The organism is Henriciella mobilis (assembly GCF_003576285.1).
GTDB classification, from domain to species: Bacteria; Pseudomonadota; Alphaproteobacteria; order Caulobacterales; family Hyphomonadaceae; genus Henriciella; species Henriciella mobilis.
In genome coordinates, this window is record NZ_QWFX01000013.1 from 281,220 (window position 1) to 304,183 (window position 22,964).

General features: G+C 58.8%; 22 protein-coding genes. 14 read left to right on the plus strand and 8 right to left on the minus strand.

Going from position 1 to position 22,964, the window contains the following annotated elements; genetic code table 11:
* The 4 genes from D1223_RS11865 to D1223_RS11880 are packed head-to-tail and all read right to left on the minus strand — an operon-like array spanning position 1 to position 4,677.
* Positions 1–786 carry an alpha/beta fold hydrolase gene (locus D1223_RS11865; RefSeq protein WP_119376640.1) on the minus strand — a complete coding sequence of 262 codons (786 nt, stop codon included), beginning with the start codon at positions 784–786 and terminating at the stop codon, positions 1–3.
* Positions 783–1,349: an anthranilate synthase component II gene (locus tag D1223_RS11870; protein ID WP_119376641.1), complete on the minus strand. Its 567-nt coding sequence runs from the start codon at positions 1,347–1,349 to the stop codon at positions 783–785. The genes D1223_RS11865 and D1223_RS11870 overlap by 4 nt, the downstream gene beginning before the upstream one ends.
* Positions 1,346–2,776: an anthranilate synthase component I gene (gene trpE / locus D1223_RS11875; RefSeq protein WP_119376642.1), complete on the minus strand. Its 1,431-nt coding sequence runs from the start codon at positions 2,774–2,776 to the stop codon at positions 1,346–1,348. Before trpE ends, D1223_RS11870 begins: the two co-directional genes overlap by 4 nt.
* On the minus strand, positions 2,773–4,677 hold the full coding sequence (locus D1223_RS11880; RefSeq protein ID WP_119376643.1) for a SurA N-terminal domain-containing protein: 1,905 nt from the start codon (positions 4,675–4,677) through the stop codon (positions 2,773–2,775). The genes trpE and D1223_RS11880 overlap by 4 nt, the downstream gene beginning before the upstream one ends.
* A gap of 85 nt (positions 4,678–4,762) precedes the next feature.
* On the opposite strand from D1223_RS11880, the gene tpiA reads away from it, so the two are divergent.
* The 14 genes from tpiA (at position 4,763) to D1223_RS11950 (ending at position 18,077) form a co-directional block, all read left to right on the plus strand.
* Positions 4,763–5,518: a triose-phosphate isomerase gene (tpiA, locus tag D1223_RS11885; protein WP_119376644.1), complete on the plus strand. Its 756-nt coding sequence runs from the start codon at positions 4,763–4,765 to the stop codon at positions 5,516–5,518.
* A 67-nt stretch (positions 5,519–5,585) separates the two neighbouring features.
* Positions 5,586–6,062 (plus strand): preprotein translocase subunit SecG, encoded by a 477-nt coding sequence (secG, locus tag D1223_RS11890; protein WP_119376645.1) that lies wholly within the window; start codon positions 5,586–5,588, stop codon positions 6,060–6,062.
* Positions 6,063–6,123: 61 nt separating this feature from the next.
* Complete coding sequence (locus D1223_RS11895) at positions 6,124–7,758, plus strand: CTP synthase (RefSeq protein WP_119376646.1); 1,635 nt, start codon at positions 6,124–6,126, stop codon at positions 7,756–7,758.
* Positions 7,759–7,844: 86 nt separating this feature from the next.
* The gene (gene rpmF, locus D1223_RS11900) at positions 7,845–8,030 is read left to right on the plus strand and encodes a 50S ribosomal protein L32 (protein ID WP_119376647.1); all 186 of its coding nucleotides are present in this window, start codon (positions 7,845–7,847) and stop codon (positions 8,028–8,030) included.
* Between the two features lie 108 nt (positions 8,031–8,138).
* Positions 8,139–9,413 carry a phosphopyruvate hydratase gene (gene eno, locus D1223_RS11905; RefSeq protein WP_119376648.1) on the plus strand — a complete coding sequence of 425 codons (1,275 nt, stop codon included), beginning with the start codon at positions 8,139–8,141 and terminating at the stop codon, positions 9,411–9,413.
* A gap of 63 nt (positions 9,414–9,476) precedes the next feature.
* Positions 9,477–9,776: an FtsB family cell division protein gene (locus D1223_RS11910; RefSeq protein ID WP_119376649.1), complete on the plus strand. Its 300-nt coding sequence runs from the start codon at positions 9,477–9,479 to the stop codon at positions 9,774–9,776.
* Positions 9,777–9,845: 69 nt separating this feature from the next.
* A complete protein-coding gene (gene pdhA / locus D1223_RS11915; protein WP_119376650.1) occupies positions 9,846–10,868 on the plus strand; it encodes a pyruvate dehydrogenase (acetyl-transferring) E1 component subunit alpha in 1,023 nt (340 codons plus the stop codon).
* Positions 10,868–12,271: a pyruvate dehydrogenase complex E1 component subunit beta gene (locus tag D1223_RS11920; RefSeq protein WP_119376651.1), complete on the plus strand. Its 1,404-nt coding sequence runs from the start codon at positions 10,868–10,870 to the stop codon at positions 12,269–12,271. The genes pdhA and D1223_RS11920 overlap by 1 nt, the downstream gene beginning before the upstream one ends.
* Positions 12,271–13,641 (plus strand): pyruvate dehydrogenase complex dihydrolipoamide acetyltransferase, encoded by a 1,371-nt coding sequence (locus D1223_RS11925; protein ID WP_119376652.1) that lies wholly within the window; start codon positions 12,271–12,273, stop codon positions 13,639–13,641. The genes D1223_RS11920 and D1223_RS11925 overlap by 1 nt, the downstream gene beginning before the upstream one ends.
* A gap of 3 nt (positions 13,642–13,644) precedes the next feature.
* Positions 13,645–15,066, plus strand: a complete 1,422-nt coding sequence (gene lpdA / locus D1223_RS11930; protein ID WP_119376653.1) for a dihydrolipoyl dehydrogenase — start codon at positions 13,645–13,647, stop codon at positions 15,064–15,066.
* Positions 15,067–15,172: 106 nt separating this feature from the next.
* On the plus strand, positions 15,173–15,826 hold the full coding sequence (gene pdeM / locus D1223_RS11935) for a ligase-associated DNA damage response endonuclease PdeM (protein ID WP_233353138.1): 654 nt from the start codon (positions 15,173–15,175) through the stop codon (positions 15,824–15,826).
* Between the two features lie 60 nt (positions 15,827–15,886).
* Positions 15,887–16,726, plus strand: a complete 840-nt coding sequence (locus D1223_RS11940; protein ID WP_199288214.1) for a mechanosensitive ion channel family protein — start codon at positions 15,887–15,889, stop codon at positions 16,724–16,726.
* A 30-nt stretch (positions 16,727–16,756) separates the two neighbouring features.
* Complete coding sequence (locus D1223_RS11945; protein WP_119376655.1) at positions 16,757–17,125, plus strand: hypothetical protein; 369 nt, start codon at positions 16,757–16,759, stop codon at positions 17,123–17,125.
* A gap of 49 nt (positions 17,126–17,174) precedes the next feature.
* A complete protein-coding gene (locus D1223_RS11950; RefSeq protein ID WP_119376656.1) occupies positions 17,175–18,077 on the plus strand; it encodes an SDR family oxidoreductase in 903 nt (300 codons plus the stop codon).
* On the opposite strand, the gene D1223_RS11955 is transcribed toward D1223_RS11950, so the two are convergent.
* The 4 genes from D1223_RS11955 to D1223_RS11970 form a co-directional block, all read right to left on the minus strand.
* Positions 18,078–19,061, minus strand: coding sequence for an alpha-L-glutamate ligase-like protein (locus D1223_RS11955; protein ID WP_119376657.1), 984 nt, complete (start codon positions 19,059–19,061; stop codon positions 18,078–18,080).
* The gene (locus D1223_RS11960) at positions 19,058–20,635 is read right to left on the minus strand and encodes a UUP1 family membrane protein (RefSeq protein ID WP_119376658.1); all 1,578 of its coding nucleotides are present in this window, start codon (positions 20,633–20,635) and stop codon (positions 19,058–19,060) included. Before D1223_RS11960 ends, D1223_RS11955 begins: the two co-directional genes overlap by 4 nt.
* A 44-nt stretch (positions 20,636–20,679) precedes the next feature.
* A complete protein-coding gene (locus tag D1223_RS11965) occupies positions 20,680–21,210 on the minus strand; it encodes an ATP-dependent zinc protease family protein (protein ID WP_119376659.1) in 531 nt (176 codons plus the stop codon).
* Positions 21,211–21,292: 82 nt separating this feature from the next.
* On the minus strand, positions 21,293–22,864 hold the full coding sequence (locus D1223_RS11970; RefSeq protein WP_119376660.1) for an AMP-binding protein: 1,572 nt from the start codon (positions 22,862–22,864) through the stop codon (positions 21,293–21,295).
* Positions 22,865–22,964 lie beyond the last annotated feature (100 nt).

Consider the following 22,964-nt stretch of genomic DNA (forward strand, 5'->3'; position numbering starts at 1 on the left):
TCAATGGCCAAGGAAGTGGGTGATGCTGGAAAGGATTCCGGGGTCGAGGGCAAGCTCGCGGTGTCCGAGTTCGTAATCCTCGACGAGATCTGCATTCGGGAGTGACTCTGCAAGGGCGCGGATGTCCTGCAGCGGACAGCCTTCGTCAGCCTCGGAGCCGACAAGCAGGATGCGTCCGCGAAACCGGGCCAGCGCGCCGCGAAAATCCTGGCCTTCCATCTCGACACCGGTCTGCGTCTTGTAGAGCGCCTGTGCCTTTTCGATGATGGCATCGTCGACGCCTTGCTTGCGCTGCCGGCTCGCCCAGCCACGCTCCCGGTTATCTAAAGGCGGAGCGATAAGGATGAGGGTATCGACCTCTGCACCGGTCTCTACGGCGCGCGCAGCGGCTTTGCAGCCGAAGGAATGAGCGATGATCGTCTCGACCGGGCCTTCCGCTTCAATCACTTCGCGCACGGCTGCGCCAGCATAAGGCCATGAGCAGTGTTCGGCTTTCGAGGCAGCGCCGTGACCCGGCAGGTCCATCAGAAGGATCGGACGCCCGGTTTGCAGGAAGCGCATCGCGAATTGCCGCCAGACCCGGTGGCTGTCATCCCAGCCATGGATGAACAGGGTTGTGTCCGGCCCGTCTCCGGCACGCCAGACCGGTATATCGGCGAATTCACCGGGGATGGTGCGGCGGGTTTCGGGCGGCAGGAAATTCTGACCGGGGGCCGCACTTGGCGCGAAGGGGCGCATCTCGGCCAGCAGGGCCTCGGCCTTTTCGGTGATCTCGGCATCGGTCATGTCAGACGAATAAAGTTCTCGATCAGTTCGTGTCCATATTCCGTCTTGATGGATTCCGGATGAAATTGCACGCCAAATACGGGTCGGCTTTTGTGGTGGACGGCCATGATCTCTCCGTCCTCGGTCCAGGCGTCCGCAATCAGAGTGTCGGGCAGCCGCGATGGCGGAATGGCGAGAGAATGATAACGGACGACGTCGAACCGTTCCGGCAGCCCCTCGAAGAGCCCGGCCTGCGTATTCCGGATACGTGAAATCTTTCCGTGAAGGATCGCTTTCGCGTGTACCACCGGCTCGCCCATTGCGTCGCCGATCGACTGGTGCCCGAGGCAGACGCCGAGTATGGGAAGATCGTCAGGCGCCGCCTTGATCAGATCGACGCAGATACCAGCTTCCCGAGGCGTGCACGGGCCCGGGGAAAGGACGACACCATCCGGTTTCAGCGCGAGCGCCTCCTCGACGGTGGCCGCGTCGTTGCGAATGACGTGCGTTCGGCCTCCGGCCTGTTCGATATAGTGTACCAGGTTCCAGGTGAAGCTGTCATAATTGTCGACGACGAGGATCATTGGTCGAACTCATAAAGGCCGGCCATTTCCGCCGCACGCCTTAGGGCGCCAGCCTTATGGACAGTTTCATCGTATTCATATTGCGGCACGCTATCGAGTACGACGCCTCCGCCAGCCTGTATGTGGACCTGACCGTCCTTCAGCACGGCCGTGCGCAAGGCAATGCAGGTATCCATGTCGCCGTTCCAGCCAAAATAACCAACGGCGCCGCCGTAAATACCCCGTCGAGACGTCTCCAGCTCGTCTATGATCTGCATCGCTCGGATCTTGGGGGCGCCGGACACGGTTCCTGCTGGCAGGCCCGCAAGAAGCGCATCAACCGCGTCGAGCCCTTCGCGCAGATTGCCCTCTACGTGACTGACAATGTGCATGACGTGGCTATAGCGCTCGACGACAAACTGTTCGCTGACCTCGACGCTGCCAAATGCGGCAACCCGGCCCACATCATTGCGCCCTAAGTCGAGCAGCATGAGGTGTTCGGCGCATTCCTTCGCATCGGCGAGAAGGTCTTCTGCTCGCCGGGCATCCTCGACCGGGTCCCCCGAACGGGGCCTGGTGCCCGCAATCGGGCGAATGGCAACCCGGCCGTCCCGCAACCTGACCAGGATTTCAGGGCTGGAACCGACAAGGCGGACCGATCCGAGATTCATATGGAACATGAAGGCCGAGGGGTTCAGCCGCCGTAGCGCGCGGTAGAAGCTGATCGACTGGCGTTTGTAGGGAGCCGAAAAGCGCTGGCTAGGAACGATCTGGAATGTGTCGCCGGCGCGGGCGTATTCGACGGCGCTTTCAACCATCTCGAAATAGCGTTCCTTGCTCGTATTGGATAAGAAATCGAGCTGGTCGGCCTGGCGGTCGCGCGGAGTTGCAGGTGCAAGCTTTTCCAGTTCCTGCTCGACCCGGTCGAGACGAACCTCTGCGTCAGCTGTGTTGTCGCCGTCCGAGCGCCCGACAAGGACAAGTTCCTGATACAAATGATCAAAAATGATGACGACGCCAGGAATCAGTAGCAGGGCCTCAGGCACTTGCAGGTCATCAGGCGCATTGATTTCAACAGGCTCAACATACTGGATCATGTCGTAGCCAATATAGCCGAAAGCGCCGGATGCCATGGGAGGCAGGCCTTCGACGTCGGTCGTGGCGCGTGCCTCGGAAACAAACTGCCTGAGGGCCGAAATTGGGTCGCCTTCCACTGGTTCGGCATCTGCAAAATCGGCAGAGAGCGCCTGTTCCGCCTTGCCGCCTTTCACGCGAAACCATTTGAGCGGCTCGACGCCCACAAAAGAGTAGCGTCCAAGCCGTTCGCCGCCATGAATTGATTCGAACAGGAAGGAGCCAGGCGTTTCGGGGCCAAGCTTCAGCATTGCCGAAACCGGAGTCTCGATGTCACCGATCCGCCGGCGAACGATGAGGCGGTCCTGGGTCATGTGTCGGGGTTTACGCGGGCCTTGTAGGCTTGGAACGCTTGCGGATTGACCTCGAGATTTACGTCCGATTCAATAGCCGCAACGTAGGCCTCAAGCAGATCATTGGCGAGTTGCTGACGGACTTGCGGGGCCGCCGTTGGTGCAAGAGCCTGCAACTCCCCGGCTGAAGGCCGGTCGATCGAGTCGAGCCTGAGAATGGCGACCTCGTCCTGTCTTTCGGTCGGCAAGGCCTGAACATCGCCTTCCTGGCGCAGCGAGAAGACGCCGGGCACGAATGACTGGGGGATCGATGCGCCGCTGGAAGCTCGGCGTGTAACCGCCTGCGTCGTCGAGTTTACGGTGGTGCCATATTCGGCCGCAGCCTGTTCAAGCGTCAGTTCGCCAGTTTCTATTCGCGCCTGAATATCTTGCGCGGCGTTGCCAAGCGCTTCAGCCTGCCTCTGGCGCTCAAGTACCTTCACCAGGTCGTCCCGAAGGTCTTCCAGCGGCGGCGTGTAGGCCTCAACGATGCGGTCAACGCGCAACATGTAGGCGGACTGGTCTTGGCCGAAACGCGGCGTGCGTCCACCTTCGGTCAGCTCGAAGGTGCGCGACAGGATGTCGGGATTCTGGCGCAGGACGGATGGCGCAAACCCTGTTTCTGTTACGCCGCTGCGGTCTACGGGTGCAAAGCTCAACACCGGTGTGCCCATCTGCGCGGCGATCTGTTCGAGATCAGCCCCGGTCCCGATCAGTCCATCAAGCTGGCTGATCGAGTCGTAGTAGAGGCCGATCGCCTGTTCTTCCGAAATCGCGCTGATGATCTCGTCGCGGACCATTTCGAATGGCACGGCCTCACCGGGCTCGATGGCCTCAAGCCGTGCAACGGTGAAAAAGTTCCCGGTCGCGACGGGACCATAAATACCGCCAGGCTGGGCCGTCGGTCCGAACACGCGCTCTGCGAGTGCCTCGCTCGACATGCTGTTCTGCCGGCCGGTGCGTTCGGCAGAGTTGGCGAGACCGGTGAGGGACTCTGGATCGGCTCCGCCCGCGATACGACCCAGCGCATCACGCGCTTCAGCTTCTGTTGCGAACACGAACTCGGTCCAGGTCCTTGTGTCTGGACCAGTATAGTCCTGCGCCTTCACCGCTTCGTAATAGGCGCGCAGATCGTCTTCGGTGTACTCAGCCTGATTGAGGAAATCATCGACGGTAAGATGGATCAGGCTGACAGCGCGCCGTGGCGGATTGGTAAGTGCCTGCTGCTGCTCCTGATAGAAGGTCGCGACATCCTCGTCGCTGATAGGTTCGGGCGCGGGGAGGGCGTCACGTGACAGGATAAACCAGGATGCCTGGCGCAGTTCGCCGGCAAAAGCGGCCTGGAGCGCGTTCAAAGAAGCAGGCGCCTGCAGGCCGGACTGCGCTGATTGCGTAAGCAGATTGATGGTCAATTCCCGGCGAAGGAACCGTTCAAACATCGGAACAGTAAAACCGTTGGCTCGCAAAAGCGACCGGTAGAGGTCCGGATCGAACGTGCCGGTATCGTTCTGAAAGGTCGTGTCGTTGCGGATGACGTCGAGAATCGTTTCGTCGGTAGCTGTTGCGCCCAGCTTGTCAGCGTAGGCCAGCAGCGACGTGCGGAACAGTTCACGCTGGTAGATCTGATCGACCATGCCTTGCTCAACGGCCTGGGCCTTGCTCAGGGCGCGCCCGCGGTCATCGGTCGCCGTGCGCAGTTCACGTTCGACTTCCTGGTCGAGTTCGGCTTCGGAGAACTTGGTATTGCCAGCCGACGCCAGATTGTTCCCGATGCCACCGGAGAACACATCCGTCACGCCCCAGGCGCCCATGGCAATGATGATCAGCAGGAACAGGAGGCCTGCGAGCCTCGTGCGGAGCATTTTGCGGATCAGTGTAAGCATTTACTTTGCCTTGCGGATTGTCTTGTAACCGGCCGAACTGCTTGCTAGGCGAGCGCGCTTGGAGTTGCAAGATGGGGAACGCGGCATGATCAGGCCACTGATTGCGGGTAATTGGAAAATGAACGGCACTTCGGCGATGTTGCCGGTGGTGCAGGAGGTTGTCACCGGCTTGTCCGCAAGAGCGGATGGCGCCGACTGTCTCATCTGCCCGCCTGCGACCCTGCTTGAGCGCGCGGCCAAGGTCGCGCAAGCGTCAGCGCTGGCGATCGGGGCACAAGACTGTCACGCAAAAGAAGCCGGTGCTCATACAGGTGATTTGTCGGCTGAGATGATCGCAGATGCGGGAGGACGGTATGTGATTGTCGGTCACTCCGAGCGCCGCGCCGATCATTTCGAATCGAGCGAAATTGTCGCAAACAAGGCCGCGGCGGCCAAGCGAGCCGGTATCACACCGATCATCTGCGTCGGCGAAACGCTTGAAGAGCGGGAAGCAGGCCGGACCCTCGAAATTATTTCGGACCAGCTTGCAGAATCGATTCCCGACGCTGTTTGTGACGGTTCATTCGTTGTTGCCTATGAGCCGGTCTGGGCAATCGGTACGGGCAAGGTCGCGACGACCGAGCAAGTCGATGAAGTTCATAATGCCATTCGCGACAAGCTGAACCAGCGCTTCGCCGACGCTGGCGCCAGCGTGCGCATCCTTTATGGAGGCTCAATGAAGCCCGACAATGCGGCCGGCCTCCTGTCACTTCAAAACGTCAATGGTGGTCTGATTGGAGGGGCTAGCTTGAAAGCAGCCGATTTCCTGGCCATCTACGACGCTGGTATCAGCAATTTGTGAGTAACGGGTCTTGGCGCAGCCGTCGTAACGTCCTATCCGGCGCGGTGCGGGCCATTAAGAGACTTCCATGACTGTCATTCTCGTCGTCCATATTCTTGTTAGCATCGTTCTTGTCGGTGTCGTCCTGTTGCAGCGTTCCGAAGGGGGCGCGCTTGGCGTTGGCGGCGGCGGAGGCGGCGGCGGAGGCTTGATGTCCGGACGCGGAGCTGCAGGTGCGCTGGTTCGCACGACAATTATCTTCGGCGGCATATTTTTCGTGACCAGCCTGGTGCTGACAACCATGTCCAGCCGCGAAGCGTCCGATGGACGCACGGCGATCGAGCGCGAGCTTGAAGGCGATACAGGCGGGGCTGCAGGCAATCCGCTGGACGTGCTGAACGATATCGATGCGCCGCTGCTGGCTGATGATCCTGCCGTCGGCGGAAACAGTGAGCCCGCAGCCGATTCCCAGCCCGAAACGGCGCCGGTAGGAGATCCTCTGGCCGCTGATATCGTGCCTGAGGGCCAGAACGACGAAGAAACTGTGGAAGATCCGCAGCCTTAAGCCAATTTCTCTGCGTTCCGGACTTGGGGCGTGGTCACAGAATCGGGCAAACTGATATCCCATGATCCGCTATATTTTCATTACGGGCGGCGTGGTTTCCTCGCTTGGCAAGGGCATAGCATCGGCGGCCATGGGCGCGCTGCTGCAGGCACGCGGTTACAAGGTTCGGCTGCGCAAGCTCGACCCTTATCTGAACGTCGATCCCGGTACGATGTCCCCGCGCCAGCACGGCGAGGTCTTCGTGACCGACGATGGCGCCGAGACCGACCTCGATCTAGGCCACTATGAACGCTTTACCGGCGTTTCGGCGCGCCAGTCCGACAACATCACGACAGGGCGGATCTATCAGTCCATCATTGAGAAGGAGCGGCGCGGCGACTTTCTGGGTGCGACGATCCAGGTCATTCCGCACGTCACCGATGCCATCAAGGAATTCATCCTCACCGACCCGGGGGAAGGCGTCGACTTCGTATTGTGCGAGATCGGCGGCACTGTAGGCGACATAGAAGGGCTGCCATTCTTCGAGGCGATCCGCCAGCTAGGGCAGGAGCTCGGCCCGGAGCGCGCCTGTTTTATCCATCTGACCCTGTTGCCGTATATTCCGGCGGCAGGCGAAATGAAGACGAAGCCGACCCAGCACTCCGTGAAGGAGCTGCGCTCGATCGGCATTCAGCCGCAAATCCTGCTCTGTCGTTGCGACCGGCCGATTCCAGAGACCGAAAAGGGCAAGATAGCCAGTTTCTGTAATGTGCGTCCATCGAGCGTCATTGAGGCGCGTGACGTCGGTCATATCTATGACGTGCCGGCGGCTTACCATGCAGAAGGTCTCGATACTGAGGTTCTCTGGCACTTCCGAATGGACGATGCACCGAAGCCCGACCTCAGCCGCTGGAATGAAATCGCGCAGACGATTCACAATCCTGATGGCGAAGTGTGCATTGGGCTGGTGGGCAAGTACACAGACGTGCCGGATGCCTACAAATCCGTGTCAGAGGCGCTCGTGCATGGCGGGCTGGCTAACAAGGTGCGGGTGAAGGTCCGCATGATCGACTCCGAGCAGTTTGATGACGAGCATCACCCGTTGGATATCCTTGAGGGTGTGCACGGTGTTTTGTTGCCCGGCGGGTTTGGCGAACGCGGCGCTCACGGCAAGATGCGTGCGGCCCGATTCGCACGCGAACGTGGGATTCCCTGTTTTGGTATCTGCTATGGCATGCAGCTGTCGGTCGTCGAGGCTGCCCGTCACTTGGCCGGAATGAAAGGCGCGTCGACGACCGAGTTTGGCCCGACGGACGTGCCGGTGGTCGGCCTGATCGAGGAATGGACCAAGGGCAATCAGAAGATCACGCGCGACGAAAACACGGACAAGGGTGGTACCATGCGCCTTGGCGCATATCCGGCTATCCTCCGAAAAGGTAGCAAGGTTGCGGAGATTTATGGCTCGACCGAAATCTCCGAACGCCACCGCCACCGGTATGAGGTCAACCGCAACTACATCCAGCAGATTGAAGCAGCGGGCGTTGTCTTTTCCGGAATGTCTCCGGATGGGCTGCTTCCGGAAATCATCGAACTCAAGGATCACCCCTGGTTCATCGGTGTCCAGTTCCATCCTGAGCTGAAGTCACGGCCATTCGAGCCGCACCCGCTCTTTGCGAGTTTCATAGAGGCCGCGAAAGTGCAGTCTCGCCTCGTCTGACGGGTTGCATTCGCGAAGACGCGCCAGTATACGCGCGGTTTGAATTCACGCGGGGCCTTCGCTCCGCCAGACACTGGAACACGACCATGGCAGTCCCGAAGCGAAAAACGACGCCGTCCAAGCGTGGCATGCGCCGCGCTCATGACAAGCTGAAAGGCAATACCTTCATCGAAGATTCCGAATCCGGTGAGCTTCGCCGTCCGCACCACATCGACCTGAAGACCGGTGTGTATCGCGGCCGCCAGATCCTGGAGCCGAAGGAAGACTTCTAAGGTCTGCGGGGCCTTGCGCCCGGCGACGATACAGATTAGCGACGTGGACGCCCTCGGAGACATCCGGGGGCGTTCTCACATGAGCCGCCAGAAAAACAGGAATTCGTCATGAGCGAGATCGTCGATATTTACGCCCGCCAGATTCTCGACAGCCGGGGCAACCCCACTGTTGAGGTTGATGTCACGCTGGAAGATGGCGCGACGGGCCGGGCCGCCGTGCCTTCCGGCGCCTCAACCGGCGCTTACGAGGCTCACGAGCTTCGCGACGGCGAAGATGCCTATGGCGGCAAAGGGGTCGCGAAGGCCGTCGACGCCGTGAATGGCGAGATCAATGACGAACTGGTCGGGATAGATGCAACCGAGCAGCGCCTGATCGATGGCCTGATGATCGAACTCGACGGAACCGACAACAAGAAGCGTCTTGGGGCCAACTCAATCCTTGGCGTCTCCATGGCCGTTGCGAAAGCCGCCGCCGAAAGCTGCGGGCTGCCGCTCTATCGCTATATCGGTGGCACCAATGCGCGCATTCTTCCGACGCCGATGATGAACATCATCAATGGCGGGGCTCATGCAGACAATCCGATCGACATCCAGGAATTCATGATCATGCCGGTCGCGGCGGACAGCATCGCGGAAGCCGTCCAGGTCGGCGCCGAAGTTTTTCATGCACTCAAGAAGTTGCTTCATGCCGAAGGACACAACACGGCGGTTGGCGATGAGGGCGGGTTCGCCCCGAACCTGTCTTCAACCGACGAAGCCATCGGCTACATCATGAAGGCCATCGAGAAAGCCGGTTATAAGCCGGAAGAGGAAGTTGTCCTCGCGCTTGATGCCGCCTCCACCGAATTCTTCAAGGACGGAAAGTATGTTCTCGCCGGCGAGAACAAGACGCTCGATGCTGATGGCATGGCAAAATATCTCGAAGACCTCGTCAATCGTTATCCAATCGTTTCGATTGAGGATGGCATGGCCGAAGACGACTGGGACGGCTGGAAAACGCTGACCGAGGCGATCGGCGACAAATGCCAGCTGGTTGGCGACGACCTCTTCGTGACCAATCCGGAGCGTCTGGCGCTCGGCCTTGAGCGCGGCGCGGCGAATTCGATCCTCGTCAAGGTCAATCAGATTGGCACGCTGTCTGAAACCCTCGACGCAGTAGAGCTGGCTCAGCGCCATGCCTATACAGCGGTGATGTCACACCGTTCGGGTGAAACCGAGGATTCTACGATCGCAGACCTCGCTGTTGCGGTGAACTGCGGGCAGATCAAGACCGGGTCGCTCTCCAGATCGGATCGTCTCGCCAAGTACAATCAGCTTATTCGTATCGAGGAAGAGCTGGGTGCTGCGGCGCTGTATGCCGGGCGGGCCCTGATCAACGCCTAGGTGTTAAGGTCTTTTTAACCTAGTTGGATTCTCTTGCTGATTCGTTTCAGCAGGTGATCCGACATGGCCCCGAAATACGCCGCGGCAGCAATGTGCGCGCTGACAGCTTATTTTGCCTACCATGCCTTTGCGGGTGAGCAGGGGCTGGGCCATTGGAGCGACATGCAGTCGAGGTTGTCCGACAAGCGCCAGGAACTTGCCGAGATTCAGGCCGCGAACGACCAGCTTCGCGGCGACATTGCAAGGCTCACACCAGGCACTGTCGATCCCGATCTCGTGGAGGAGCTGGCGCGCGACGACCTCGGCTATGTCTATCCCGACGAAATCGTCGTCATGACAGAGCCCTCGGGGACTGCATTTTGACATAGGTGCTAAAACTGGACGAACCCCCGGTCGAGGATACATAAGGGGAGCTTCAATCAGGGAGGCATCATGGCGAAAGCGCCCGCTAACAAGAGCAAAAGCTCCAAACCGAAGTTCAAAATGAAGCGCGACGAAGCGCTGAAGTTCTACCGGGACATGCTCCTCATACGACGTTTCGAGGAGCGTGCGGGTCAACTTTACGGCATGGGCAAGATTGCCGGCTTCTGTCACCTCTATATCGGTCAGGAGGCCGTGGTGACTGGTATGCAGGCTTGCCTCAAGGATGGCGACCAGATCATCACCGGTTATCGCGACCACGGTCACATGCTCGCTTGCGACATGGATCCAAAAGGTGTGATGGCGGAACTTACGGGGCGTGCTGATGGATATTCCAAAGGCAAGGGCGGTTCGATGCACATGTTCTCCCGCGAGAAGAACTTTTATGGCGGGCACGGAATTGTCGGCGCGCAAGTGCCGCTCGGTACGGGGCTGGCCTTCTCGAACAAGTATAAGGGGACAGACAATGTCTGCCTCACTTACTTCGGAGACGGTGCAGCCAACCAAGGGCAGGTTTACGAGAGCTTCAACATGGCGTCTCTCTGGGATCTGCCAGTCGTATACGTCATAGAAAACAATCAGTATGCGATGGGTACGAGCGTTGCGCGGGCCTCCGCGGAGGTTGAGTTGTTCAAGCGCGGCATCTCCTTCGAGATCGAGGGTGAGGAAGTCGACGGCATGGATGTCTATGCCGTCAAGGAGGCAGGCGAGAAGGCTGTCAAATACGCGCGTTCCGGAAAGGGACCCTACATTCTCGAAATGAAGACCTATCGCTATCGCGGTCACTCCATGTCCGACCCAGCAAAGTACCGCAAGCGTGAAGAGGTCGACGACATACGCACGCACCATGATCCGATTGACGGCCTGAAGGAACGGATTCTCGAGGAAGAGTTTGCATCCGAGAATGAGCTCAAGGATCTCGACAAGGAGATCAAGGAGATCGTGAAGGAAGCGGCCGATTTCTCACTCGACAGTCCTGAGCCAGATCCTCAAGAACTGTGGACCGACGTACTGCGAGAAGTGGAGTCTGCCTGATGTCTATTGATGTTTTGATGCCGGCTCTTTCTCCGACAATGGAAGAGGGAACCCTTTCGAAGTGGCTCAAGAAGGAGGGGGACAAGGTCTCTTCCGGTGACGTGATTGCGGAAATCGAGACCGACAAGGCGACGATGGAGGTGGAAGCCGTCGATGAGGGCACACTCGCAAAAATCATTGTCCCTGAAGGCACCGAAGGTGTGAAGGTCAATTCGGTGATCGCGCGCCTGGCCGAAGAGGGCGAGGACGCGTCCGACGTAGATGATGCACCGGATGAGGCATCCGACGCATCGGGAGCAGGCGAGCCTGGATCGGAAGAAAGTCAGGCCACGGAAGAAAAGGACGAGAGTGGGGCGGATGCGCCGCCAGCGCCATCAACCTCCACGCTGAAGGATCCTGAAGTGCCGGACGGTACGAGTTTTACCGACACCACGGTCCGCGATGCCTTGCGCGACGCAATGGCCGAGGAAATGCGCCGTGATGAAACGGTTTTCGTCATGGGTGAGGAGGTAGCCGAATATCAGGGTGCGTACAAAGTGACGCGGGAGCTCCTTCAGGAGTTTGGCGCCAAGCGCGTCGTTGATACGCCGATCACGGAGCATGGCTTTGCCGGTCTTGGTGTCGGCGCGGCTTTCGGTGGTCTGAAGCCGATTGTCGAATTCATGACATTCAACTTCGCAATGCAGGCGATCGATCAGATCATCAACTCTGCCGCCAAGACGCTTTACATGTCCGGTGGGCAGATGGGATGTTCGATTGTATTTCGTGGCCCCAACGGTGCCGCCTCGCGGGTGGGCGCCCAGCACAGTCATGACTACTCGGCTTGGTACGCGAATGTGCCCGGCCTCAAGGTTGTCGCACCATATGATGCATCCGATGCCAAGGGTCTTCTGAAAGCCGCCATACGCGATCCCAACCCCGTCGTCTTCCTTGAGCATGAGCTTCTGTACGGTGAAAGCTTCCCTGTCCCGGACCTGGAAGACTACACGCTTCCGATTGGAAAGGCGCGAGTGCGCCGGCCGGGTACGGACGTCACGCTAGTCGCGCATTCCCGAATGGTCGGCTTTGCGCTGCAGGCCGCCGAAAAGCTTGCTGAGGATGGCATCGACGCTGAAGTGATCGACCTGCGATCGCTACGTCCGCTTGACACAGACACAGTGATTGAAAGCGTCAAGAAGACCAATCGTATCGTGACGTGCGAAGAAGGTTGGCGGTTCATGGGTGTGGGGGCCGAGATCTGCGCGACAGTCGTCAATGAAGCGTTTGACTACCTCGACGCGCCGCCAACGCGAGTGCACCAGAAAGACGTCCCGCTTCCGTATGCGGCCAATCTTGAGGCGCTTAGCCTTCCGGGTACGGCTGATATCATCAAGGCCGCCAAGGCTGTCTGTGAGGGCATGTAATGGCTATCAACATCACTATGCCAGCCCTGTCCCCGACCATGGAAGAGGGTACGCTCGCCAAATGGCTCGTCAAACCGGGTGACACGATTTCATCTGGTGACGTCATTGCCGAGATTGAAACCGACAAGGCAACGATGGAAGTCGAGGCGGTCGACGAGGGGACGATTGCAAAGATCCTCGTTGATGCGGGCACTGAAGGTGTGAAAGTCAATTCAGTCATCGCGGTGCTTGCTGAGGAAGGTGAAGATCCGGACGAGGTTGAGGCTCCGAAGGATGCCGGAGGCAGCCTGAAAAAGGAAGAATCTTCCAAGAAGGAAGAGGCGGCCCAAACCAAGGCGCCTGAGCAGGAAGACAAGCCCGCCCCGAAATCCGAGAAGCCAGAATCGGATTCAGCGAAAAAGTCAGTGTCCAGCGAACTTGGTTCCACACCGATGAAGCTGGCCGATGTCGGCGATGGCGGCGACAGGATCAAGGCGAGCCCATTGGCGCGCCGTCTGGCCAAACTGCGCGGGATTGATCTTTCGAACCTCAAAGGGTCGGGGCCCAAAGGCCGCATCGTCAAGAAGGACGTCGAAAGTGCCAAGCCCGGGCAGGCCGCTGCGCCAGCAGCTGCGGGTGCGCCGGCATCTCCAGACGGGCTCATCCTGCCGCAGGTTCTGGATGATCGCGTATACGCGCCGGACACGTACGAGCTGAAACCGCTGGACGGAATGCGCAAGACGGTCGCCAAGCGCCTGACGCAAAGCTTCATGCAGGTGCCGCACTTCCCACTGAATGTCGACATCAAGCTCGACAAACTCCTGGCGGCGCGTGCTGGCATCAATGAGGCTGCACCGGAAGGCGTGAAGATTTCCGTCAACGACATGCTGATCAAGGCGTCGGCTCTGGCGTTGATTGCGGAGCCGGACTGCAATGCGAGCTTCACCGACAAGGGGATCGCCTACCACAAGTCGGCGCACATCTCCGTTGCGGTGGCCATCGATGGCGGTCTGATCACGCCGGTGATCTTCAATGCCGAAAAGAAAGGCCTCGCGACAATCGCGGCCGAGATGAAGGACCTTGCCAGCCGGGCCCGTGAGCGCAAGCTGAAGCCGCAGGAGTATTCAGGTGGTACGTTCTCGATCTCGAACCTTGGCATGTTTGGCATCAAGTCGTTCGGTTCGATCATCAATCAGCCAGAAGGCATGATCCTGTCGGTCGGGGCAGGGGAGAAGCGCCCGGTTGTGAACGAAAAGAACGAGATCGTCCCGGCAACAGTCATGACGGTGACGCTGTCATGCGACCACCGCGTCATTGGTGGCGCGGAAGGCGCACGCTGGCTGCAGGCCTTCAAGCGCTACGTCGAGAGCCCAGAAAGCATGCTGCTTTGATTTATGGAGGCCGAATTGGCTGATTTTGACCTGATCGTTATTGGCTCGGGACCGGGCGGCTATGTGGCAGCAATCCGTGCCACACAGCTCGGTATGAAAGTCGCCATCGTGGAGCGAGAAAGTCTCGGCGGCATTTGCCTCAACTGGGGCTGCATCCCGACCAAGGCACTGCTTCGATCCGCTGAAGTGTTGCATCTGGCCAAGAACGCCAAATCCTTTGGTCTGAAAATCGACAAGACGGATTTTGACCTTCAAGCGGTTGTGAAGCGGTCGCGCGATGTCGCCAAACAGCTTTCGGGCGGCGTCGGCCACCTGATGAAGAAGAACAAGATCGAAGTGATCATGGGTGAGGCGAGCCTGAAGAAGGGAAAGCCCGCCCCCGTCGTCACGGTGAAGGACAAGGACGGCAAGACTAAAGACTACCAGGCCAAGCATGTCATGCTGGCCACCGGTGCGCGTGCCCGCGCCATCCCGCAGGCCGGGCTAGAGCCGGATGGCAAGCTGATCTGGACCTATCGCGATGCGATGGTGCCCGAGACCCTGCCTAAAAAACTCCTCGTTATCGGCTCAGGCGCGATCGGGATCGAGTTTGCGAGCTTCTACAATGAGCTTGGCAGCGATGTGACCGTCGTCGAAGCCGTGGATCGCATCCTGCCGGTTGAGGACGAAGAAATCTCGGCTATGGCGCGCAAGCAGTTCGAAAAACAGGGCCTGAAGTTCATGACTGGCGCTCAGGTCAAATCCCTGAAGAAGAACAAGAACAGCGTCACGGCGGAAATCTCGGCCGGCGGCAAGTCGGAGACGATCGAGGCAGATCGGGTTATTCTAGCCATTGGTATTGTCGGCAATGTCGAGAATCTGGGCCTCGAAGAACTCGGCGCGAAAATCGAAAAGACCCACGTCGTCGTCGACGGTTTTGGACGGACGGGCGTACAAGGGCTTTACGCTATCGGAGACCTGACCGGCCCTCCATGGCTTGCTCACAAGGCTTCCCATGAAGGCGTGATTTGCGTGGAAGGCATTGCAGGCGCCAATCATGCCCATCCGTTTGACGCATCCAACGTGCCTGGTTGTACCTATTCTCATCCTCAGATCGCCAGTGTCGGCCTGACTGAAGCGAAGGCCAAGGAAGCTGGGCACAAGGTCAAGGTCGGCAAGTTTCCTTTCATCGGCAATGGCAAGGCGATTGCGCTTGGGGCCTCGGAGGGGCTGGTGAAAACCGTCTTTGATGCGGAAACCGGCGAACTGCTCGGCGCCCACATGATCGGGGCGGAGGTCACCGAGCTGATTCAGGGCTACGTCATCGCGCGCGAAGGCGAACTGACCGAAGCCGAACTGATGGAGACGGTCTTCCCGCACCCGACCCTGTCGGAAATGATGCACGAGTCCGTCCTGTCCGCTTATGGACGTGTCCTGCACATCTGACACCCAGTGTCGCTTGACGCCAGAGACGGCGCCCAGCAAGTTTCATCCCATGTCTCTAAAGGCTACGGCCCGATCATCCGATACGTTTCTGTGCGTCGCAGGGGAGATGTTCCTGCCCGTCGCTCAGGGAGCGCTCTGGTGGCCCGGTCAGCGCATGCTTGTCGTGTCGGACTTGCATCTGGAAAAAGGATCCAATTTCGCGAGCCGCGGGCAGCTGCTGCCTCCCTATGACACGCAGGCGACACTGACTGCTGTTGAATCGCTCGTGGACGTTTTCAACCCCGAAACAGTAGTATCGTTAGGAGACAGCTTTCATGACCCGCAGGCAGAGTTCAGGCTGGGCGCTGAAGCAGTATCGCGAATTCGGCGGCTAACGTCGCGGGTGGAGTGGTTTTGGGTGGAGGGGAATCATGACCCTGAACCACCAGCGCACCTGGGTGGCATCGGCGCGAACAAGCTGGAGCGCGGAAATATCGTATTCCGCCATGAGCCGACAGGGGCACCTGGAGAAATTGCCGGGCACTTGCACCCCGTCGCCAGAATAGGCGGGCGGGGGCGCGCTTTGAGGCGCAAGTGCTTCGTAACCGATGGTGCTTCGCTGGTGCTTCCGTCGCTGGGTGCGTTCACAGGCGGCCTCAACGTGCTCGATGCAGCGATTGCGACGCTGTTTCGAGACGGCGCCATGGTCTTCGCGACCAATGGCACTAGAGTTCATCATATTGAACGCAAGCGGCTGCGTCCGGACAGGTTCGGCCTTTAAGGCTCAGAACCGCTTCGGGACAAGAAGCCGTTTGCCGACGCAAGAAGGAGTTGGACGACCATGGAAAGCCTGCAGAATATCGACCTGAACCAGATCTGGGCGGAATACTGGCCCATCATAATGTCGGGCGCGATGAAAGTGCTTGGCGCCATCCTCGTGCTTGTTATCGGTTTGCGGATCGCCGGCTGGCTGGCAAACCTTGTTCGCAAACGCACCATGGACCGGCCGGGAGTTGACCAGACACTCGCAGGCTTCTTTGCGTCGCTCGTGCGGTGGTTCGTCACCGCTGCGGTCATCATCGCCACCCTTCAGGTGTTCGGTGTCCAGGCAACGAGTTTTGTCGCTGTTCTCGGTGCGCTGACGCTGGCGATCGGCCTGTCGCTTCAAGGGGCTCTCGGGAACATTGCATCGGGCGTCATGATCATGCTGTTCCGTCCCTATAAAATCGGCGATTTCGTTGAAATCGATGGTGCGACGGGCACTGTGAAAGACATCAACCTGTTCCAGACCAATCTCGCGACGATTGACAATGTCAAAGTCATAATTCCCAACACTCAGGCAATCGACGGGGCGATCAAGAACTACTCCGGCTTCGCAACACGGCGCTGCGACATCACATTCGGCATCGACTATGACGACGACATGGACAAGGCGATCGCCATCATTCGATCGCTTGCCGAAGCGGATGAGCGTGTGCTGAGCGATCCGGAGCCGTTCGTGAAGGTCGTGAATCTCGGTGACAGTTCGGTCGATATCCAGGCCCGGCTCTGGTGCAAGGCCTCCGATCTCTGGGACCTCAAATTCTTCCTGACCAAGGCCGTCAAGGAGGAGTTCGACAAGCAGGGTATTTCCATTCCGTTTCCGCATCGTACTCTGGTCCAGAAAGCGGCAAACGAATAGCCGCTGGAACCCGGACGGAAAGGCTAGGATATGTCAGGAGCAGCGGCGCCGGAAGAGCCTGTCGTCACGACGGTCGATAGAGGCGCGGCTGCATCCTCCAGGCCTGGAAAGCCGCCCAAGCGACCCGTGCTGCAGCGCCTTTTCGGGATCAGCTTGTGGGGTGCCTTCAAGCTCGTCGTCACGTGCGTTCTGGTCGGGTTCTTCCTGCTTGCGCTGGAATTCGACCCTGTCGCGGATGATGTAAATGTCGTCGGTGCCCTGGGCGAGCTGCTGCGAAACCTTTTTGGAGCAGCGGTCTGGGCTGCCAAGAATTTCTGGAAGCCGCTTCTGGCGGGGGCAAGTATCGTGCTGCCGCTTTGGGTTTTGTGGCGGCTTGTCAGTCTGCCGTTCCGGAAATAGGCGACAGCCGTTCTCAAGAAGTAATTAAAAAAAGCAGGAGGAAAGCGTCATGGATACCAGCAAGTTGATGTTTCGGGCTGGCCTTATGGATGGCCAGAGAATTCTCGTTACGGGCGGCGGAACCGGGCTTGGCAAGGAGATGGCAGAGGGGTTTCTGAAACTGGGCGCGGAAGTCCATATTTGCGGTCGGCGCGGCGGCGTCTGCGAAGAGACTGCCGGTGAACTCATGGAGCGCCATGGCGGCAAGGTCGTGCCTCATGCCTGCGATATCCGCGTGGCTGAAGCAATATCAGACATGAATGACAGGATCTGGTCGTCCCACGGCCCGCTCACCGGGCTGGTTAACAATGCCGCCGGCAACTTCATTTCGAGGACAGAGGATCTGTCAATCAGGGGCTTCGATGCCATTTCCAACATCGTCTTTCGCGGATCTTTCTATATGACCCATGATATCGGCAAGCGCTGGATCGCGAAGGGTGACAAGGGGGCTGTCTGCTCCATCCTGACAACATGGGTCTGGAATGGCGGGCCCTTCGTCGTCCCGTCTGCCATGTCGAAAGCAGCCGTAAATACGATGACGCAATCACTCGCCGTTGAATGGGGGCGCTATGGTCTGCGCTTCAATGCCATTGCACCGGGACCGTTTCCGACAGAAGGGATGTCGAAACGCCTCGCGCCAGACGCAGAAGGGGCCAATCGTATGGATTCCGGCGCCGCGAACCCGATGGGCCGCGTGGGCGAGATGCATGAGCTTGTCAATCTTGCCGTTTTCCTGATGGCGCCGGGTGCGGAGTATGTGAATGGCCAGACCATCGCGATCGATGGAGCCATGTATAATGCGTCAGGGGGCAATTTCGCCGCGCTCACCGCCTGGGGGGATGCGGAATGGCAAGCGGCCAGAGAAGCGATTGAAGCCACCAATGCGCAGGACAAGTCCAAGCGGACCGTTTAATCAGACGGTTTCGCCAGGCGCGAAGAAGCGGTCGAGCGGTTCGCCTTTCCAGTTCGCCTTGGCGATTTCGATCCTCGTCTCGACGTCGTCAGGAATGTCCTTCAGTGCGTGAATCGGCAGAAGCAAGGGGCGCAGGCCGCGAAGGTTGGCGGTCTGGATCGCAATACCCGGACGGGCATTCAGCTCGAGCAAGGTCGGCCCCTTGTTTTCGCAGATTACGATGTCGACACCGACATAACCCAATCCGACATGGTGGCCGAGGCGCGACGCAAGCTCCATGATTTCGGGCCAGGCGGGTACCTGGAAGTCCCGGACAGGCGTCTCGAAATCCGGGTGCATGTCGATAGCATCGTTGTGCTGAACCCCGCGCGTCGTTACGCCCGTAATAAGGTCGATCCCGGCGCCGACACCGCCCTGGTGGAGGTTCGCCTTGCCATCGGATTCAGCGGTTGGAAGACGCAGCATGGCCATTACGGGGATGCCGCGGAAGACGATCACCCGAACGTCCGGGACACCGCCGAAAGCCAGCTTGGAGAACGCTGAATGCGGCACCAGCCGCTCTTCAATCATGACCCGGTCCGAGCCATCGCCCATTGAAAACATGCCTGATAGCATGTTGTTCAGGTGATACTTGATATCGGGCCATGGCGTGATCTGGCCATTCATCCGGCGAAGCCCAGTCTTTGCGACACCGTTAAATACCATGATGCCGCCACCGCCCGAGCCTCTGGAAGGTTTAACAACAAAGGACTTGTGAACCTTTGCGATCTCCTCGATCAGATGAACCTCGCCGCCATAGCGGATCACACCGTAAAGTTCGGGAACTGTGACGCCTGCTTCTATGGCGAGCTGCTTGGTAATGATCTTGTCATCGACGAGAGGATAAAGACGCCGCGGATTATAGGCAGCAATAAAGTCGAGGTTCCGGCTGTTCATGCCGAGAACGCCTGCTTTGGCGAGCTTGGTGAACGGGCCGAACTTCATCCGCCCGACGCCTTGCCTTCATTGGCGAGCACCTTGAAGCGGACAAACTCTGTGAGCTTGTAGCCAGTGTAGCGGCCGAGCAGCAGCACAATGGCCAGTACGATCAGCAGCAATTCGGGGAATACGATTGCCACATGCTCGATGTATTCATTGGTCAGGATCCAGTATCCGGGCACCGCGCCAGCAAGTGAGCCGGCTGCCTTTTTGAGCGCTTCGGCCGGTCCATCCTCCTCCCAGGTCAGAGACATTCGCTCAATCGTCATTGTGATGATGACCAGTGGGAACAGGGAAATCGATAGACCGGTCTGGATGCCAGTGGCTTCGCCGGCGAGCGCGATGAACATCATGAGGAATGTCACGATAATCAGGACTGCCGCCAGCCGAGGAACGAGCAGCAGCTGAAGCTGATTGAAGTAGGCCCGCAAGAGCAGTCCGACGGACACGATGCCCACAAACAGGATCATGCCCGTGAAGAGCGATGTCTCACGAAAAGCGAGGGCGATTAGCACCGGCATGAATGTGCCGAAGGCCGGCATGCCGATGATCTGCTTCAGGAGGACAATGATCAGCGCGCCAAGAGGGATCAGTAGTAGTACCCGGAAGACCAGCTGTAGATCGATAGGAAGGCTCAGCAGGGACGTCGCATTGACCCAGGGCGCGTACTCCTCGCCCCGTTCCATGGCCCTCAGCAGCTGGCTCTCGAAGTTTCGCGCGACCGACCATGAAACGCCAAGCCTGCGGAATCCGTCCCCATCGACGATGGGGGCGCCGTCATAGACAATTGGCAGAGCGCGGCCAGGATCCAGACGAGCGGCGGTCTGCGCGTCTGCACTGACCCACTCGCCGCCGATCCAGAATTCGACCCAACTTTCCAAGGGCGCTTGACGGGTATCGGTATCGAGGATCACGCCCTGTACCAGTCGCGCCGGCGTGCCTGCTGCGTTAAGCAAGAAAACCAGCCGGTCGGCTGAATTACTGATTCCAGGCGGCCCGCCTTCGATAATCGTTGTAATCCGGTCATCACTGCGATCGGCACTCAAACGCGCCAGTTGAGAGATGAAGCTCCGTTCACCGGCGGATTTCTCAAGCGCTTCGGAAAGCACCGAGTCCATGGCGACGAGGAGTGGCGTGGCATTTTCCTGGATGGCGCGGCGCCGTTCGGAGCGCCGGTAGTCGGAAATGGCCTCGGGTTCCGGGCCGGCATCGGACTGACCCATGCGCCTGTCGATGGCGATCAGTTTCGCCCGGTAGAAGATGACAGCGCTGCCATCTTGAGCTCGCCGTTCGAAAACTGCGCGCCGGCCGGATTCATCAGTGACCGTCTCGATCCCGAAACCGGAGGCGATGAAGGATTCATCAACGACCGAAAACTGACCATTCGATTCCGGCAGGGCGAGACGCAGGGTGACCGGATCTCCATTTCCGCGAAACGAGACTTTCGATTCGATCGTCCAGGTGTCCGAATCAAGGTCGGGAACAACCGGGAATCCAAGTTGCGTCACCTTGTAGAAAAAGACTCCGAGCGCGGAGGCGATCAGGACGCAAACGATAATAAGCAACTGCGTGCGTTTCACTGCGCGTCTCCGCTAACCCGCCCGAACCCAAATACGCGTGGCGATCACTCGTTGCACCGCGCCTTTTTCGTATAGATGTCGCTGGAGTCCACTATAATGCCTGCACTTTTCAACATATTTCTGCCTATGAGGGTTTCATAGTTGAAGTGTGCGCGGTCTGCGAGAGTAACCTCGTCCTTGATGATCCGGCCGCCGAGGCAAAATTCAAGCTCAACAACCGGGCGGTGAACAAGGCCGCCCTTTTTCGTCTTGATTGAGGCCCAGCGGACGATCTTGGTGTCGATTGTGCGCTCATCGCCATCTTCGTTGATGACCTTGAAAATGATGTCCCGGCCGTTTTCCTCATCATCGAATTCGTCGCGCTTGGGTTTCTCGAGGATGACGGCGTGTATCGAGGACGTGGTCGCGCCCGTGTCGAGCTTCGCGTCCAGCTCGATATCCAGTCCAACAATGCGGACATGCTCGAGCCATCCAAGAGTGAAGCGTTCCTTTTCGGCCGTTTTAGCAGAATCGCCGAAAGCCGGTGATGCCATGAGAATGGCAGCGGATGCGCCGGCAACCAGTTTGTTTAGCATTGGCAGAATCCTTTGAGTCCTTGCTAGCGCGGCCCTTCAATACCCGAATTGTGATCAAGCGATGGCAGTCACTGAAAAGAGCTTACGCCTCGGCCAGATCCTGGACCAGCTTGTTCACCGCGCCATAGTCGATCTTGCCAGTCCCGAGGACAGGTATTTCTTCTACGTGAAAGACTTTTCTAGGCACGGAAAGTTCCGAAACGCCGTGAGATTGTGACCATGCAATGATCGCACTTCTGTCAGCAGTATTGGCAGTTGTGAGCAGGATGATCTGTTCGCCCTTGCGCGGATCGGGGATGGCCGCGGCGGCATGCATATCGTCAGGCCAGATGGCGCTCGCGCAGTTTTCCACAACGGCTAGCGAGACCATTTCACCGCCAATTTTTGCAAAGCGTTTCACGCGGCCACGAATCCAGATGCAGCCATCTTCATCGATGGCAACGATATCGCCGGTGTCATGCCATCCGTTTTCCGTCGGCTCGAGGATGCCCGGATTGTCTGGTCGCATATAGCCAAGCATTACGTTTGGCCCCCGAATTCGAAGGCGTCCGCCTTCCTCAATGCCTTCGACTGGTATGAGTTCGCACTCCATGCCTGCCATGAGGGTTCCCACTGTGCCTGGCTTGTTCATCCGAGGGCTGTTTGCAGCCACGACCGGGGAGGCTTCGGTGGCGCCGTAACCTTCGAGGATTTCGATATCGAACTTCCGGCGGACCAGCTGGCGGGTTTCGTCGCGCACCCGCTCGGCGCCGCACACGGCCAGCCGCACGCTGTCCATGTCGCCTTCGCTGCCTGCGCGGGCGTACTGGGAGATGAAGGTATCAGTTGCAAGCAGGATCGTTGCACCCGTGCTGCGGATGCGTTTTGCGATTTCCCTTGGCTGAAGCGGGGTCGGGTGGAAGATTGCCTTAACGCCGGCAATGATTGGCAAAAGCGCACCAACCGTCAGGCCGAAGCAGTGGAAGGTCGGCAACGGATTGAAAACCGAATCCACTTTGGGATCCAGGCCGATATGAGCCCGCACCTGCTCGACATTAGCCATGATGTTTTCGTGACTGAGGACGACACCCTTGGGTTCGCCTTCGGTTCCCGACGTGAATAGAAACACGCCGGTTTTTCGGTAGTCAGCGCGCGCGTGGAACAGGCTGGGAAAGACGGGGCCAAGCGCCCCTGCAATCTTGTCGCCGAGCTTGAGTCCCTCGCGGACGTCTTCGAGGTAGATAATGTCTGCGACACTTTCGAGCGATTCAACGAGCGGCTCGAGGCTGCCCAGTTCGACAAAGCGATGGGCAGTCAGCACTTTTGACACCTGTGCCGCCTTCATGGCCGATTTGAGGTTTGCGGCACCGGCGGTGAAATTCAGCATGGCCGGAACGCGGCCAGCGGCCAAAACGCTCAGAAAAGCGATCACAGCGCCTGCGCCGGTCGGCAGCATGATTCCGATCGACTCGCCCTTGCGGGTTCGCTTCTTGATCGCGCTGCCGAGAGCGAAAGCCGCCCGGACAATTTCGTTGTAGCTGAGCTCACGTTCGTCACCATCGACGATCGCAATCTTCGAACCGCCGAACTCCCGGCGTGCCCGCAGAACGGCCGAAAAGATGTCGATTCGCGTTCTCTTGGGCTGGTACGGTATTGGCGGAGGTACTGAGGACATTGGGCTTTTCGTTTTTTTCTGTTGCCGATCACGTCTGATGCAACTTGTCACAGTCTGTGAACATTTCAAATAATCTGTCACATTCGACGAATTGCAGCCA